Source organism: Pseudomonas sp. FDAARGOS_380, assembly GCF_002591235.1.
In the GTDB taxonomy this organism is placed as follows: domain Bacteria; phylum Pseudomonadota; class Gammaproteobacteria; order Pseudomonadales; family Pseudomonadaceae; genus Aquipseudomonas; species Aquipseudomonas salmasensis.
The window spans coordinates 5,797,732-5,811,420 of sequence record NZ_CP023969.1; the positions used below are offsets into that span (position 1 = coordinate 5,797,732).

The following is a 13,689-nucleotide window of genomic DNA, read 5'->3' on the forward strand; positions in this document are numbered from 1 at the left end:
TTCATTCAACCGGGTTTGGAAGATCGCTCCTACATCGTTGCCAAGCCCTTCCGACAGCCCCTTCTGAAAAACTCAGCAGTCACAAAAAATGACGAGCTCTTTCTTACAATAAACGTTATGTATTCAGTTGTTCCGGGCAAGAAGCCCACGTCTCCATTCATCTCATAAAGAAATAGGGTCATGCTAAATACTTCGTTTTTTCCTTCATTACGCACCGCCCCCGGCACATCCCTGCGGCCCCGCCAAATCAATCGAGAAGAAGAACGCTTGATCCACTACTACCGCTCATTGTCGGATGAGGATCGTGAAGCGGTACGCTGCCTGTTATATGCGGTCAAGGAAACCAGTGGGGCCGAACGCCCTCACCCATAAAAAGTGACACCGTCATGGGTCAGCGAACGATGAAGTACCTGCGGGGTTGGACACGCTGCCAAGAGCCGGCCCCATGGAGCTTTTCTACCCAGCCAAAGCACGCCTGCCGACCCACAAGCAACGCCATCACGTGCGTGATTGTGACCGCGACCTCGCCGTCGGAACGTTCGACCTTGCTAGAGTACGAAGCCCCATCGCCGTGGAGGAACTGCGCATCCCCATGTCCGCCCTCTTCACCCTTCAGCCACGATTTCCCTTCGGTGGCCTGACCATCTCCCGCTGTGTCGACGCCCTGATCCGACAGGATCTGCTCGACCCACTTTTCTACGGGCGCCGGCACATCTGCGGCGACTGGGGCGATGTGCGCGCAGAGCATCGGCGCTACAACGACGCGGTTCTGGAACTTGGCGGTTACATGCTGTCGTCCTATGCCATCAGTGACGGGTTGGACCTCTGTGTCTTCACGCAAGCGGACCGGAACCTTACGGCGGTGTTTCTGCTGGATGAGTACTGACTACCGGCCATAATGCCGGCATGTGCCTGATGCGGTTTGACAGACACCCGCCGCCAAGCCCTAGTCAAAGACCGCAGTGCGTCAACGGCGCATCGGCCGCGTCGTACCTTCATTCTTCCGTCATCCCAAGGGACGCCCGCCCTGCGGTTGGGGAATCTGCTGTTGCAGACCTTGAGCCCCTGCCTGCCGAGGGCTCTCTGCCATGTGCTCCCGCAGGGCTTCACTACTCGCTCGTCGCCGGGAATTTTTCCCCAGCCCCTGTTTCCAGCCACTGTGCATTAACGCTCAACAGTCCTGCGATCCTATCGAGCTGCGAGTGCGGGATACCACGAGAAAACCAATTGGTCAGCCGCTGAGGGCTGATCTTCAGAAATAGCGCGAAATCCATTGGCGCGATCTTGCACTCCGACAGCACTACCCGCAGACGCACTCCGGAATATTCCGCGCTGGCAGCGCGAAGCATCGTTGATCGTCGCCCTGTGCGCGCTTCTTTCTCTTGGCCGTAGACCATTCCTTGCTCCTTGTGTAGCTCCATGTGTTTTTTGCCTCTTTCACAATGCAGGTTCACTGAGTATAAACACCGCGTTCATGGGGTCCAATTCCCATGTTGCATAGCTTCTTCGGGTGAGCATTGAGGGCGCATCACGCAGTGAGGCCTTTTCAAGCAGTTGCCAGGACATGGGGCAAGTCCACTGCCTGTAAACCACCGTGACTCAGGATTATCGGTACCAGAAGTGACGCATGACCACAGGTCTATGTACGCCGGGAGGATGAACAAACAGTAGCTGGCTTGGCGACAGGTGAACTGAGCGAATCCGATATCAATACGAATTTGAGTCTTACAGGATCACCCTGGGCGCCCAAGGTTTTGCACACAAAAAAAACGCCTAAGCGTCTATTCCGTAAATCCCAGGCAAAAAAAAGCCACTCGATTGAGTGGCTTTTTCTTTAACGTTTGGAGCGGGAAACGAGACTCGAACTCGCGACCCCGACCTTGGCAAGGTCGTGCTCTACCAACTGAGCTATTCCCGCTTGGTGATGCGCATTCTATAGAATCCTCAGCACCCGTCAACCCCTTGATTCAAAAAAGTTTTATTTCTTTTCAACCGTGGTTCGCAGATGAGGCCAGGCGGCGCGCAGGTATTGCAGCATGGACCACAGGGTCAGGCCGGCGGCGATGAGCAGCAAGGCGTAGCCGGTGAGTACCCAGAATGTGAAGTCCGACGGGTTGGCCAGCAGGATGACCAGCGCGAGCATTTGCGCGGCGGTTTTCCATTTTCCCATGTTGGAGACGGCGACGTGGGCGCGGGCGCCGATTTCGGCCATCCACTCGCGCAGGGCCGAGACGACGATCTCGCGGCCGATGATCACGGCGGCCGGCAGGGTCAGCCACAGGTTGCCGTGTTCCTGTACCAGCAGCACCAGGGCAACGGCCACCATGAGCTTGTCGGCCACAGGGTCGAGGAACGCGCCGAAGGGCGTGCTCTGTTCCAGGCGGCGTGCCAGGTAGCCGTCGAGCCAGTCGGTGGCGGCTGCGAAGGCAAATACCGAGCTGGAGGCGATGTAGCTCCATTCATACGGCAAATAGAACAACAGAATGAAAATCGGGATAAGCAGGACGCGTAGAACGGTGATCAGATTAGGGATATTCATCGGCACAACTGGCTACGAGGTGAGAAGGCATTCTATTCGCTGTGCAGGTTTGCATAAATCAGCTCAGCGAGCTTTTTACTGATACCGGGTGCTTTGGCTATCTCGTCAATGCTGGCACGGGACAGCTCCTGCAAGCCACCAAAATGTTTAAGCAAGTCGCGACGGCGGGTCGGGCCTACCCCCGCAACCCCTTCCAGGGTTGAGGTTCGCCGGGTTTTGCCACGGCGGGCGCGGTGGCCGGTAATGGCGAAACGGTGCGCTTCGTCGCGGATCTGTTGAATCAAGTGCAGTGCGGGTGAGTCGCCCTTCAAAGTGAACTCATGGGCGGCATCATTCAAGTACAACGTTTCAAAACCAGCCTTGCGCGTGGTGCCCTTGGCGACGCCGAGCAGGATCAGGTCGGGCACCGCCAGTTCGTTGAGCACGTCACGGGCCATGGACAGCTGGCCCTTGCCGCCGTCTACCAGCAGGATATCGGGCAACTTGCCCTCCCCGTCCTTCAACTTGCTGAAGCGCCGCGTGAGTGCCTGGTGCATGGCGGCATAGTCATCGCCTGCGGTAACGCCTTCGATGTTGTAGCGTCGATAATCGGATTTGATCGGCCCTTCCGGCCCGAATACCACGCAGGAGGCCACTGTGGCCTCGCCGCTGGAGTGGCTGATGTCGTAGCACTCCAGGCGCTGGGGCGGCTCGTCCAGGTTGAGCACCTCGGCCAGGGCGTCGAAGCGTGCAGCGACGTGCTGTCGGTTCGCCAGCCGCGCGCCCAGGGCCTGTTCGGCGTTGGTCACGGCCAGTTGCTGCCAGCGGGCACGGGTGCCGCGTACGCGGTGGCTGATGTCCAGCTCGCGGCCGCGCAGCTCGTGGATCGCTTCGATCAAGGTGGGAAAGTCTTCGTGCACCACGTTGACGATCAGCTCCGACGGCAGGTCGCGCTCAGGGCTGCTGACGTAATAGTGGCCAAGGAACGCAGCCATGACCTCCGCCACGTCTTCGTCGATACCGGTCTGCGGAAAGAAGTTCTTGCTCCCCAACACCCGCCCGCCACGCACGCTGATCAGGTGCACACAGGCGCCGCCCGGGTTGACGAACGCGGCGATCACGTCGACGTCACCGGTGCCGCCTTCCATGCTTTGCTGGTCCTGGACACGGCGCAGCAGGGAGATCTGGTCACGCAGTTCGGCAGCCTTTTCGAAATCCAGGGTGCTGGCGGCCTGCTCCATGGCTCCAGAGAGCTCATCGGTGAGCGCATTGCTGCGCCCTTCCAGGAACATCACCGAGTGCCGCACATCCTCGGCGTACTCCGCAGGTTCCACCAGGCCCACACAGGGCGCCTTGCAGCGCTTGATCTGGTATTGCAGGCACGGCCGTGTGCGGTTCTTGTAGAAGCTGTCTTCGCACTGGCGCACAAAAAAGGTTTTTTGCAGCAGGCTCAGGCTTTCACGAATCGCCCCGGCGCTGGGGTAAGGCCCGAAGTACTTGCCCTTCTGCTTTTTTGCCCCGCGGTGAATGCTCAGGCGCGGAAAGTTGCCGTCCGATAAAAATACGTAAGGGTAGGATTTATCGTCACGCAGCAGGATGTTGTAAGGCGGCCGCCATTCCTTGATCAGCGTCTGCTCAAGCAGCAGCGCCTCGGTTTCATTGGCGGTGATCGTGGTTTCGACCTGAGCGATACGCGCCACCAGGGCGGCGGTTTTCGGCGCAAGGCCGGTCTTGCGAAAGTAGCTCGCCAGACGGCTCTTCAGGTTCTTGGCTTTGCCCACGTAAAGCAGGCGCGCCTCGCTGTCGAACATGCGGTACACGCCGGGGCGGCCACTGCAGGTGGAGAGAAAGGCACTGGGATCAAACGGTGTGGTCATGTCAGGCGCTGGCGTCCACCATGCCGTGGCGCACCGCGAGCAGGGTCAATTCAACATCACTGCTGATGGCAAGCTTCTCGAAGATACGATAACGGTAGGTATTGACGGTCTTGGGCGACAGGCACAGCTTGTCAGAGATGGTCTGCACCTTCTGGCAACCGACGATCATCAGGGCGATCTGGATTTCCCGCTCCGACAACGCATCAAACGGCGAATCGCTGGTGGGCTGAAACGATTTGATGGCCAATTGCTGGGCAATCTGCGGGCTGATGTAACGCTGGCCAGCAAATACCAGGCGAATGGCTTGCACCATTTCGGCCAGGCCTGCGCCCTTGGTGAGGTAGCCGGCGGCACCGGCTTGCAGCAAACGGGTGGGGAACGGGTCTTCCTCGCACACCGTGACCACCACGACCTTGATGTCCGGATGGCTGCGCAATAGCTTGGTCGTGGCACCAAGACCGCCAATCCCAGGCATCTTGACGTCCATCAGCACCACATCGGGCTTCAACTCCCGGGCCTTGATCAGGGATTCCTCCCCCGACTCCGCCTGGCCGACTACTTGCAGGCCGTCGATGTCAGCCAGCATTCGTGTAATACCTGTACGAACGAGATCATGGTCATCGACTACTAGCACCCTAATCAAGCAGACACCTCGCGATATGGTCTTATAGGTTGCTGAACACCTTAGCAAAAAACCAAGGCGCAGACCTAGTTGCAAGTGTCATATATATAGAGATTCAACGCGTTGGGGCTGTTCGCCAGGTGGCGAACAGCCGTGTTTCCTGGGTTAAAGGTCAGGATTCCTGGGGGTGCGGCTTGGCTTTTCCGTTCACCACGGATGAATGCTCGGCCAAGGTACTGGTCAAGCGACGGATTGCATCCTGGTCTTCCTTGAACATCGCTCGGTAATTGCCCAGCACTTTTTCTTCGATCTTGCTCAGGTTATCCAGCTGGATCGGCGTTGGGCTGCCGGTCAACACGTACAGGATATCCACGCCTTTTTCGGCGACGCGAGACAAATAATCGGCCTTGGGCGCACGACCACCACTTTCATATTTGCCTTGGGCGTTCGCTTCAACGCCTCCAATTTCACCAAAAACTTTCTGCGACAGGCCAAGTCGCTCTCTTTCTTGCCTTAAGCGCGAACCGATTCCACTCATTTGGATGTATGATCCTAAATTGGCACACCCCAAGAGGTGTCACACCATCACTTCGTTAAACAAACTTGAACGGTTTTGAACTATGCCCGGAATCCGTACTGCTGCACAAGCCAAGGCCTGGCTGGAACATCAAGGAAAGTCAGTTCAAGCGTTCGCCCGGGAGCATGGCGTAGATCCGGCAACCACCTATCAAGTGCTCGCCGGGCGAAAAAAGGGACGACGTGGAGAAGCCCATAAAGTGGCGGTACTTCTGGGCATGAAAGAGGGCGTTATCGTGGATGAGCCTGAAGCTCAATCCCACGATGAACAAAGCACTAGCTGACAGCAGTATGCGCTTATTTTTAGGACGTGCTTGTTTTAGTCCGATGTGAGTGCGCGACACTCACGCTCCATCCGCCAGAAGCCATCCTCTTCACCGACAATGCTCAACCCCAGGCGCTGATACAGCCTTCTTGCCGGGTTGGTCTTGAACACCGTCAAACGTAGAAAGCCCAGGCCCTCGACGCGTGCCTTGAGCACCATTTGCGCCAGCACCCAACTGCCCGCACCCTGCTTGCGGCAGCATTCCAGCAGGTGCAGCTCGCGGATATACAGGGCCTTGCCGTCGCGGCTCAGGCTGATAAAGCCCATGACGCCGTCATCGTTGCAGATCAGCCAGTTCTCGCGGCCCGCCCAGGCCACGTCGAAGCCGTCGTTGGACCACAACAAGCCGTTCTGACGGTAATAATGGCTCATAGCCTCCCGGGTCAGGGTGCGGGCAAACGGCAGGTCTTGCTCAGTGGCCCGGCGCAAATGAAACCTCATTCAGAGAGCTACCACGTGGCCGGCCCACTGCCCGTTCTCGCGACGGGCGATCACCAGCGCGTCGCCGACACCGGGGGAGGCAACAAGCAAGTTGCCATCGGCGGTCCAAATTGCACTGCGGCCGGCACAGGCCCAGCCTCCGGACGGCCCACCGTGGTTAGCCATCAATACCAACAGGCCATGCCCGGCCGCATAGCCTTCAAGCAAAGCACTGTCCGCCGCGTAGCCTCCCTCGCTGATCAGTACGCTTGCGGCATACACCGTGGCGCCCGCTGCCTCCGCTTGACATGGATGACTGGCCTGGGAAAAGTCCGCGCACACCGCCAATGCTATGCGGTCATCTCCAAATGCCAGGACCTCGCCGCCCTGCCCCGCAGCAAATGCCAACTCCTCACCGGGGTGCAAGTGCTGCTTGGTGTAGACGCCTACTGAGCCGTCCGCCCCCAGCGCCAGTGCGCCAATCAGTACACTTGTTTGTGACGCCAACCGCACCGGCATGCCCACCACGGCGGTCAACCGCAGCTCCCGCGCCAGCTCACGCAACGGCGCCAACACGGCGTCTTGCGGGTCGATGGCCAAGTCGGCCGCCAGGAACGGCTCGTAGCCCGTCAGTGACAGTTCTGGAAACACCAGGCACTGCACGCCCTGTTCAGCCGCGGCCCACATCAACGCCAGGTGCCGCTGGATATTGGCAGCGACATCGCCCGGGATGGAAACGGTTTGCGCCGCAGCAAGGGTCAAGGCAGTCATGGTCGCGTCCTGGCAATCATTGTTTGAGAGCCGTCAGCATATCCACACTTGCCCCATAGCGGCATAGGTATCTACACAACTGAGTGGACAGTAGCAGCGGACGGTAACCACGATGCGAAGCGAGTCGCTCTTGATCTGCTTTTGATCTTGATCTTAAGCGCCCCGTCAAACCACGCTGGCCGGAATTCGACAGGGATTTGGGGGGTAAACCGGCAGGGATGCCGGTTTAGCCGCCCCGCGCCATGGATGGCGCGTGGCGGCGGCCCCCCAAATCACTGGCGGATTACGGGCACACCGAGCCCAAGCGACGTGCCGAGTGGTGGGGCAAGAGCGCTTTGGTTACTTTCGCGCTTTTCGAAAGTGACCCGCCGTCAGGCGGAACCCTAAGTAGCCGTTACCGCAGCAATGGATATGTACACAATCCAACTGTGTTGACTGCTAGGCCGCCTTCGCGAGCAAGCCCGCTCCCACAGTTGGATCGTGGGGTGTCAGGTTAGATAGGTGTTGACTGTCAGGCCGCCATCGCAGGCAAACCAGCTCCCACAGTTGGATCGTGGGGTGTCAGGGTAGATAGGTGTTGACTGTCAGGCCGCCATCGCAGGCAAGCCCCCACAGTTGGATCGTAGGGTGTCAGGTAGATAGGCGTCGGCTGGCAGGCCGTCACGGGAGCAAGCTCCCTCGCCACAGGTCCAGCGTTGCCCATAGCGGTAAGTACCGCCACGCAATAGAAATTACTGATTGAATCCACCTGCACGCCTCTAGTAAGCTCCCCCCATCATTTGGAGAGCCCCATGTTGCCACTCACCCACACTCAGGTTTGCCCTGCTGCCAGCGCCTTGCGCTCGGTGTCGGCTACCCGTGTGAACGGTTCGAGCGCACTGGCCGGCTTTTATTTTGGGTATTGGTTTAGCCACTGGCGCGCCTGATACCTGAAATCGGCGCCCACTACTCAAGGGGTCGCCTACCAGAGAAATCTAAACCCCCGGTCGGCTCCCCGACCGGGGGTTTTGTTTTTTCAGCGCCTGACAACTTGTTTGCTCACGATCACTTAAAGGAATCACACCATGAACTTCACCACCTATTACCGCTACGACACTTGCACTGCATGGCGATTTAGCCAGCTCCGTTCGGGACAGCCTGCCGCCTCCGACCGGTCACCCCATGGTGGCAAGCCAACACACGTAGCCGATACGGCCAATTGTCGAACACCCCAGTAGGCCAAGCGTGCGGGAATCGCCCGCCGCTTGCCCAGGAAGCCTTGAATATGAACTCCTCCGTCGCCGCTTTGCCCGTCTCTACCCTCAACAGTGCCAATGAAGCCCTGACCCAGCGTTTGCCCAGCTCCCTTGAGCTCAAGCATCAACTGCCGCTCAGCCCGTTCCTCAACGAACAAGTCCACGCCCATCGCCAAGCCGTGCGCGCCATCCTCAATGGCGAAGATTCACGCTTGCTGGTGATTGTGGGGCCGTGCTCGATCCACGACCCGGAATCGGCCATGGAATACGCGCGCAATCTGAAGAAGCTCGCGCTTGAAGTCAGCGACCAGATGCTGCTGGTGATCCGTGCCTACGTCGAGAAACCGCGCACCACGGTGGGTTGGAAAGGCCTGGCCTACGACCCGCACCTGGACGGCAGCGATGACATGGCCGCCGGCCTGACCCTGTCCCGCGAGCTGATGCGTGAAATGCTGCGCCTGGGCCTGCCGGTGGCCACCGAGTTGCTGCAGCCCATGGCCGCCGGCTACTTCGATGACTTGCTCACGTGGGTCGCCATTGGCGCACGCACTACCGAATCGCAGATTCACCGCGAAATGGCCAGCGGCCTGGGCATGCCCGTGGGCTTCAAGAACGGCACCGACGGTGGCGTCGCCATTGCCTGCGATGCGATGCGCTCAGCGTCCCACCCGCATCGCCATTTCGGCGTCGACAGCCAGGGCCACCCGGCGATCATCCAGACGCCCGGCAACCCCGACACGCACCTGGTGCTGCGCGGCGGCCACCGTGGGCCGAACTACGATGCGCAAAGCGTGGCCGACGTGAAGCATGACCTGGCCAAGTCCAAGGTGGCGGCGCGGATCATGGTCGACTGCAGCCATGCCAACAGCGGCAAGAACCCGCTGCGCCAACCAGCGGTATTCAATGACGTGCTGGAGCAGCGCTTGCAAGGTGATACCTCCCTGGTGGGCATGATGCTTGAAAGTCACCTGTTCGAAGGCTGCCAGCCGCTGAGCGCGTCGATGAAATACGGCGTGTCGGTGACCGATGGTTGCCTGGGTTGGGACGGGACCGAGCAGTTGTTACGCAGTGCCGCTGAGCGGTTGCGGGAGCACGGCAAAGCCGACTGATCGGTGAAAATCAACATCTGGGAGGGAGCTTGCTCCCTCGCCACAGGCCCAGTGAGGTTATGCCCGGGCCACCGGCATGCGGGACAGCTCCCGCAACCACGGCAACACCCGCAGTCCGTGGGCAGTCTCGCAGGGGTCGACGATGTCCATGAAGTGTTCAAGGTTGACGTGGTCCGGGACGCCCGGCAGGCGCACCCGCACGGCCGGCGTTACACCGCAAGGGGCGCCCAGGTCCAGATGTTCGTAGACCAGCACATGACGCACCTGGGGCTGAGGTTCATAGGCTTGGGCCATCAGCCCGGCATGGATTATCAGTACATCGAAGGGTTCGGCAGGAATGGCGGTAAGAATCCGCACCTCTTCGAACGTTTGCACCGGCACGATCCGGTAATAACCCAACCGGTTGAGCATTTTCTCGATGTACAGGCGTTGCAGATGCTGTTCATCGGCAATCAGGATGGTCAGTGCTTTGTTCGGCATGGCAAACCCCTGGCAGGCAGTGCTCGGCAGTGAGCGCTGCCCATTTTCCAGACATATGCCGACGACAAAATCAGGCATGTTCCCGGTTCGCGTAAGAGTTTTCCCAAATTTCCCGAATGGCGATCAACCGCAGTCAAGTCTGATTGCAATAAGCGCTCAAGCCAAGACGCAAAACATCGATCGCTTCAGACACGCCCTCAACCGCTGACCCCAATGCCTGACGGTCGCGCTGTTCACACACTGCCTCCAATGCTTCACACCCACTGATCAATAGGTTTGCCTTGACCATCCGCGCGCCGCCCTTGGCACGGTGAGCCAGGTCGTGCAGCTTGGCAAAATCTGCCTGGCTGGCCAGGCGTGGCAGCAAGGTACGGTCTGCCTCCAGGCTGTCGAGCAGCGGCGCCAGCAACTCGACAAGCGCAGCGTGATCATCGCCGGTCAGCGCGACCAGTGTGCTCAAGTCGAATGTCGCTACGGGCTGCGGGCCCGCGTCGGCCACACGCGAGGCCAGCGCCGACCGCAAGTCGTCAAGCCCGGTTGGCTTGAACAGGCAGCCATCCATGCCCGCCTGCCGGCAGCGCTCGGATTCCTCCGGTTGTGCGTTGGCGGTGAACCCCAGCAACAGGCAGGGTTCCAGACCCTGTTCACGCTCTTGCGCGCGAATCTCCTGTGCCAGCTGATAGCCGTTCTTGAACGGCATGTTGCAATCGGTAATGACGCCGTCGAACTGCCCCGCTCGCCACTGTTCAAGCCCTTGAACACCGTCTTCGGCCGTGACGATATGGTGGCCCAGAAAGCTCAACTGTCGAGCCAGCAGCAAGCGGTTGGCCGGGTAGTCGTCCACCACCAGAATCTTCAGCGCACGGCCCTCAGGCGCCGCCTCTTGCGCAGGCTCAACCGCGGCCGGCAGCGTGGCGGTCATGGCCAGGGTCAGCGTCACGTCCACCCGAGTCCCATGCCCCAACACGCTACTCAAGTGCAATTGGCCGCCCATCATTTCACACAAGCTGCGGCTGATCACCAACCCCAGCCCAGACCCGCTACGTGCCGACTGCTGGTTATTGCTGCCCTGGATAAACACACTGAACAACCGCTGCTGATCGGCGATGCTGATTCCGATGCCGGTGTCTTGCACCCATAACTGGACGGCCAAGCGATCATCCTCGACCTTAGCCCGCGCAACCAGACTGACCTGCCCATGAGCAGTGAACTTGATGGCATTGCTCAAAAGGTTCGACACCACCTGCTTGAATCGCAGCGGGTCGACCAGCACCGCCCGGTCAATCAACGGGTCCAGCTCAACCTGCAGCGCCAGCCCCTTGGCGCGGGCCAGCCCCTCGAACAAGCGCGACCGACGCCAACAGCTCATGCAGGTTGGCGGGTTCCAGGGTCAGCGACAAGTGCCCCGACTCGATGCGCGCGATATCGAGAATATCGCCGATCAACTCCAGCATGCCCCGTGAAGCCACAGAGGCCACCTCCAAGGCGTCGCGGTCGACCCGCCCCTGCTCGGCATTTTTCAACGCCAGTTCGATCATGCCGATCACGGCGTTCATGGGCGTGCGGATCTCGTGGCTCATGGTCGCCAGGAAAGTAGTCTTGGCGCGATTGGCGGCGTCGGCATCGTCCTTGGCTTCCTGTAGCTGGCCGAGCAACCGATGCCGCTCGCTCACGTCGACCCAACCGGCAATCATGCCCACCACCTTGTCGTCGCCGTCGCGGTACGGCAGCATCCATTGGTAGATGGTCAGCACATCGCCATTGGGCACCTTGAGTATTCGATCATGAATCTGCGGCTCGCCCCCCGCCATCAAGCGCAGGTAATCCTCATGAAACGACTGGGCCTGCGGCGGGTTTTCGACGTCGGTTTCCACTACCGTCCTGCCGATCACGTCTTCAAGCTTGTAGCCAAACACGTCGAGGTAGGCGTTATTGCAGGCCATCAACCGCCCTTGGCGGTCACGCACGTAAATCGGGTGCGGCGTGCCGTCGATCAATACGCTCATGAACCGCATCTGATCGCTCAGCGCCCGCTCGGCCTGCAGGCGCTTACGAATCAGGCTGCGCAGGTAAATGGCCCAGCCCAGCGTGACGGCCAACAACAACGCCGCCAACCCGAAGCCCTGAAGAATCACGTTGCGATAACGCAACCAGTAACTGTCCTCGATGATGACCTCGCTGCGCCACTGACCAATCAATTCGTCCATTTCCTGCGGGGTGATACTCAGCAGCGCCTTGTCGAGGATCGAATACAACTCCAATTGACTGCGGTTGACCCCAAAGGTCACGCGTGCAGGCTCAGTGCCGACCGTACTGGTGACACGCAAGCGGTCGCGGTAATACCGACTGATCAAATAGCGCGCGCTGATCAACGAGTTGACCGCGCCGTCGGCGTCACCGTTGGCCACCAGCGCCATGGCTTGCTGGGGGTTCTCCACATCGACAAACATCACGCCTGGAAAATTCTGCGCTATCTCATCATGCAGGCCATTGCCGACCACCATGGCCAAGCGTTTGCCAACCATCTCTTCCAACGTGAGCGGGCTGTGTGGACTGTCACGGGTTACCAGCACAAAGGGGTTGGTCAGATAGGGCCGGGTAAAGCGTATTTTTTCGGCCCGCTCCACACTGGGGGTGATAACCGCCAGCATGTCCGCCGTCCCCGCACTGACGATGTTGACCTGGCGCGGCAACGAACTGCCTGGCACCACATCGAACTTCAAGCCGGTGCGCAAGCTGATGCGCGATAACACCTCGGCACTCAACCCTTCGAATTGACCTCGACCACCAATAAAAGATAACGGTAGGAAGTCATTGAGCACCGCGACCCTGACCCGTGGGTTTTTCTGCACCCAGCGTTGCTCACTGGCGCTCAAGTGCAGCCGGTCAACGCCGATTATGCCCAGGTTACCTCCGCTCCAGCGGCGCAGGATTTCCATCTGCTCGCTGGCGGGAATCGCCTCCAGCGCGGCATTGAGGATGGGCAGTAAGCGCGCATTTTCGCGGGTGACGGCAAACGCAAACGGATTGACTTCCAGGCCGGAAAAATCCGCCATGCGTACATTATTGAGGTGGTTTCGATTGATCAGGTAATTGCTGCTGATGGCATCCCCCAGGTAGACGTCGGCACGACCAAACGCCACGGCGCCAATGGCTTCGAACGTCGAGGCAAACAGTTCCAACTGGGCTTTGGGGTAAAACGCCCGTACGGCGTCGGGCTGCATGTAGTGATAGAGCATTGCCACGCGCTTGCCGGCCAGGTCGTCATTCAATACCTGGCTGTCACCGCTGCGGGTCACCAGGGTCGGTTGGTCGTTGGCATAAGAGCGAGACAGCAGCAGCTGCGGGTCCGCCGCTTCATAGCCATTGGCGGAGCCGAGGAAATCCACCGCCCCCTGCTTCAGCGCCTCAACCACCTCATCGCGGGTGTCGTAACGCCGAACCTCGATGGCGATATGCAGGGCCTGGCCGACCAATGCGGCAAAATCAGCCGTGATACCTTCAAGTTCGTCGTTGTTATTGGTCAAGTCAAAAGGTGCGTAATCGGGCGCCGAAACGCCCATCAGCAATGTGCGCCGCTCACGCAGCCAACGCCAATCGGCCTCGTCCAGCGCCACTGGCGGGGTTTCGATATGAGAGTGCCCCAACAGCCGCAAAGCGTGAGGCTCTTCAAGGGCCACCGCGATCAGAGGTAACAGGCTCATCCAAAGGATCGTGACGAACCTGATAAACGCGGCGGTGATCATTTCAGTTCAG

General features: G+C 59.6%; 11 protein-coding genes, 1 tRNA gene and 1 pseudogene. 3 read left to right on the plus strand and 10 right to left on the minus strand.

Annotated elements, in window-relative coordinates:
- Nucleotides 1–445 precede the first annotated feature (445 nt).
- A complete protein-coding gene (locus tag CRN80_RS26875) occupies nucleotides 446–886 on the plus strand; it encodes a hypothetical protein (protein WP_098952031.1) in 441 nt (146 codons plus the stop codon).
- Between the two features lie 223 nt (nucleotides 887–1,109).
- Here the strand turns inward: CRN80_RS26875 and CRN80_RS26880 are convergent, their stop codons facing one another.
- The 6 genes from CRN80_RS26880 to CRN80_RS26905 form a co-directional block, all read right to left on the minus strand.
- A complete protein-coding gene (locus CRN80_RS26880) occupies nucleotides 1,110–1,397 on the minus strand; it encodes a hypothetical protein (RefSeq protein WP_138183585.1) in 288 nt (95 codons plus the stop codon).
- 445 nt (nucleotides 1,398–1,842) lie between these two features.
- Nucleotides 1,843–1,918: transfer RNA gene (locus CRN80_RS26885), tRNA-Gly, on the minus strand.
- Nucleotides 1,919–1,978: 60 nt separating this feature from the next.
- Nucleotides 1,979–2,539: a CDP-diacylglycerol--glycerol-3-phosphate 3-phosphatidyltransferase gene (gene pgsA / locus CRN80_RS26890; RefSeq protein WP_032892416.1), complete on the minus strand. Its 561-nt coding sequence runs from the start codon at nucleotides 2,537–2,539 to the stop codon at nucleotides 1,979–1,981.
- A gap of 32 nt (nucleotides 2,540–2,571) precedes the next feature.
- Complete coding sequence (gene uvrC / locus CRN80_RS26895) at nucleotides 2,572–4,395, minus strand: excinuclease ABC subunit UvrC (RefSeq protein WP_098952033.1); 1,824 nt, start codon at nucleotides 4,393–4,395, stop codon at nucleotides 2,572–2,574.
- A 1-nt stretch (nucleotide 4,396) separates the two neighbouring features.
- Nucleotides 4,397–5,038 carry a UvrY/SirA/GacA family response regulator transcription factor gene (uvrY, locus tag CRN80_RS26900; protein WP_003190387.1) on the minus strand — a complete coding sequence of 214 codons (642 nt, stop codon included), beginning with the start codon at nucleotides 5,036–5,038 and terminating at the stop codon, nucleotides 4,397–4,399.
- 151 nt (nucleotides 5,039–5,189) lie between these two features.
- A complete protein-coding gene (locus tag CRN80_RS26905; protein WP_032892420.1) occupies nucleotides 5,190–5,555 on the minus strand; it encodes a helix-turn-helix domain-containing protein in 366 nt (121 codons plus the stop codon).
- Between the two features lie 82 nt (nucleotides 5,556–5,637).
- Here CRN80_RS26905 and CRN80_RS26910 point away from each other — a divergent pair, with 82 nt between their 5' ends.
- Entirely contained in the window at nucleotides 5,638–5,877 is a 240-nt protein-coding gene (locus CRN80_RS26910; protein WP_044273192.1) for a DNA-binding protein, read from the plus strand.
- Between the two features lie 35 nt (nucleotides 5,878–5,912).
- Here the strand turns inward: CRN80_RS26910 and CRN80_RS26915 are convergent, their stop codons facing one another.
- Nucleotides 5,913–6,359: a GNAT family N-acetyltransferase gene (locus tag CRN80_RS26915; protein ID WP_032892423.1), complete on the minus strand. Its 447-nt coding sequence runs from the start codon at nucleotides 6,357–6,359 to the stop codon at nucleotides 5,913–5,915.
- The gene (locus CRN80_RS26920; protein WP_098952034.1) at nucleotides 6,360–7,109 is read right to left on the minus strand and encodes a carbon-nitrogen hydrolase family protein; all 750 of its coding nucleotides are present in this window, start codon (nucleotides 7,107–7,109) and stop codon (nucleotides 6,360–6,362) included.
- Between the two features lie 1,264 nt (nucleotides 7,110–8,373).
- Between CRN80_RS26920 and CRN80_RS26930 the strand changes: the two genes are divergently transcribed.
- Nucleotides 8,374–9,453 carry a 3-deoxy-7-phosphoheptulonate synthase gene (locus CRN80_RS26930; protein WP_098952035.1) on the plus strand — a complete coding sequence of 360 codons (1,080 nt, stop codon included), beginning with the start codon at nucleotides 8,374–8,376 and terminating at the stop codon, nucleotides 9,451–9,453.
- A 57-nt stretch (nucleotides 9,454–9,510) separates the two neighbouring features.
- Here CRN80_RS26930 and CRN80_RS26935 read toward each other — a convergent pair whose 3' ends face one another.
- Together CRN80_RS26935 and CRN80_RS26940 are read right to left on the minus strand one after the other, a co-directional pair.
- Nucleotides 9,511–9,933, minus strand: coding sequence for a hypothetical protein (locus CRN80_RS26935; protein ID WP_032892429.1), 423 nt, complete (start codon nucleotides 9,931–9,933; stop codon nucleotides 9,511–9,513).
- A gap of 133 nt (nucleotides 9,934–10,066) precedes the next feature.
- A pseudogene (locus CRN80_RS26940) lies at nucleotides 10,067–13,679 on the minus strand (transporter substrate-binding domain-containing protein).
- Between the last annotated feature and the right edge of the window lie 10 nt (nucleotides 13,680–13,689).

Bases quoted from the DNA above. Each gene is read 5' to 3' on its own strand.
- CRN80_RS26875 (WP_098952031.1), top strand. From the start codon at position 446: ATGGAGCTTTTCTACCCAGCCAAAGCACGCCTGCCGACCCACAAGCAA.
- CRN80_RS26880 (WP_138183585.1), bottom strand. From the start codon at position 1,397: ATGGTCTACGGCCAAGAGAAAGAAGCGCGCACAGGGCGACGATCAACG.
- pgsA (WP_032892416.1), bottom strand. From the start codon at position 2,539: ATGAATATCCCTAATCTGATCACCGTTCTACGCGTCCTGCTTATCCCG.
- uvrC (WP_098952033.1), bottom strand. From the start codon at position 4,395: ATGACCACACCGTTTGATCCCAGTGCCTTTCTCTCCACCTGCAGTGGC.
- CRN80_RS26905 (WP_032892420.1), bottom strand. From the start codon at position 5,555: ATGAGTGGAATCGGTTCGCGCTTAAGGCAAGAAAGAGAGCGACTTGGC.
- CRN80_RS26910 (WP_044273192.1), top strand. From the start codon at position 5,638: ATGCCCGGAATCCGTACTGCTGCACAAGCCAAGGCCTGGCTGGAACAT.
- CRN80_RS26915 (WP_032892423.1), bottom strand. From the start codon at position 6,359: ATGAGGTTTCATTTGCGCCGGGCCACTGAGCAAGACCTGCCGTTTGCC.
- CRN80_RS26920 (WP_098952034.1), bottom strand. From the start codon at position 7,109: ATGACTGCCTTGACCCTTGCTGCGGCGCAAACCGTTTCCATCCCGGGC.
- CRN80_RS26930 (WP_098952035.1), top strand. From the start codon at position 8,374: ATGAACTCCTCCGTCGCCGCTTTGCCCGTCTCTACCCTCAACAGTGCC.
- CRN80_RS26935 (WP_032892429.1), bottom strand. From the start codon at position 9,933: ATGCCGAACAAAGCACTGACCATCCTGATTGCCGATGAACAGCATCTG.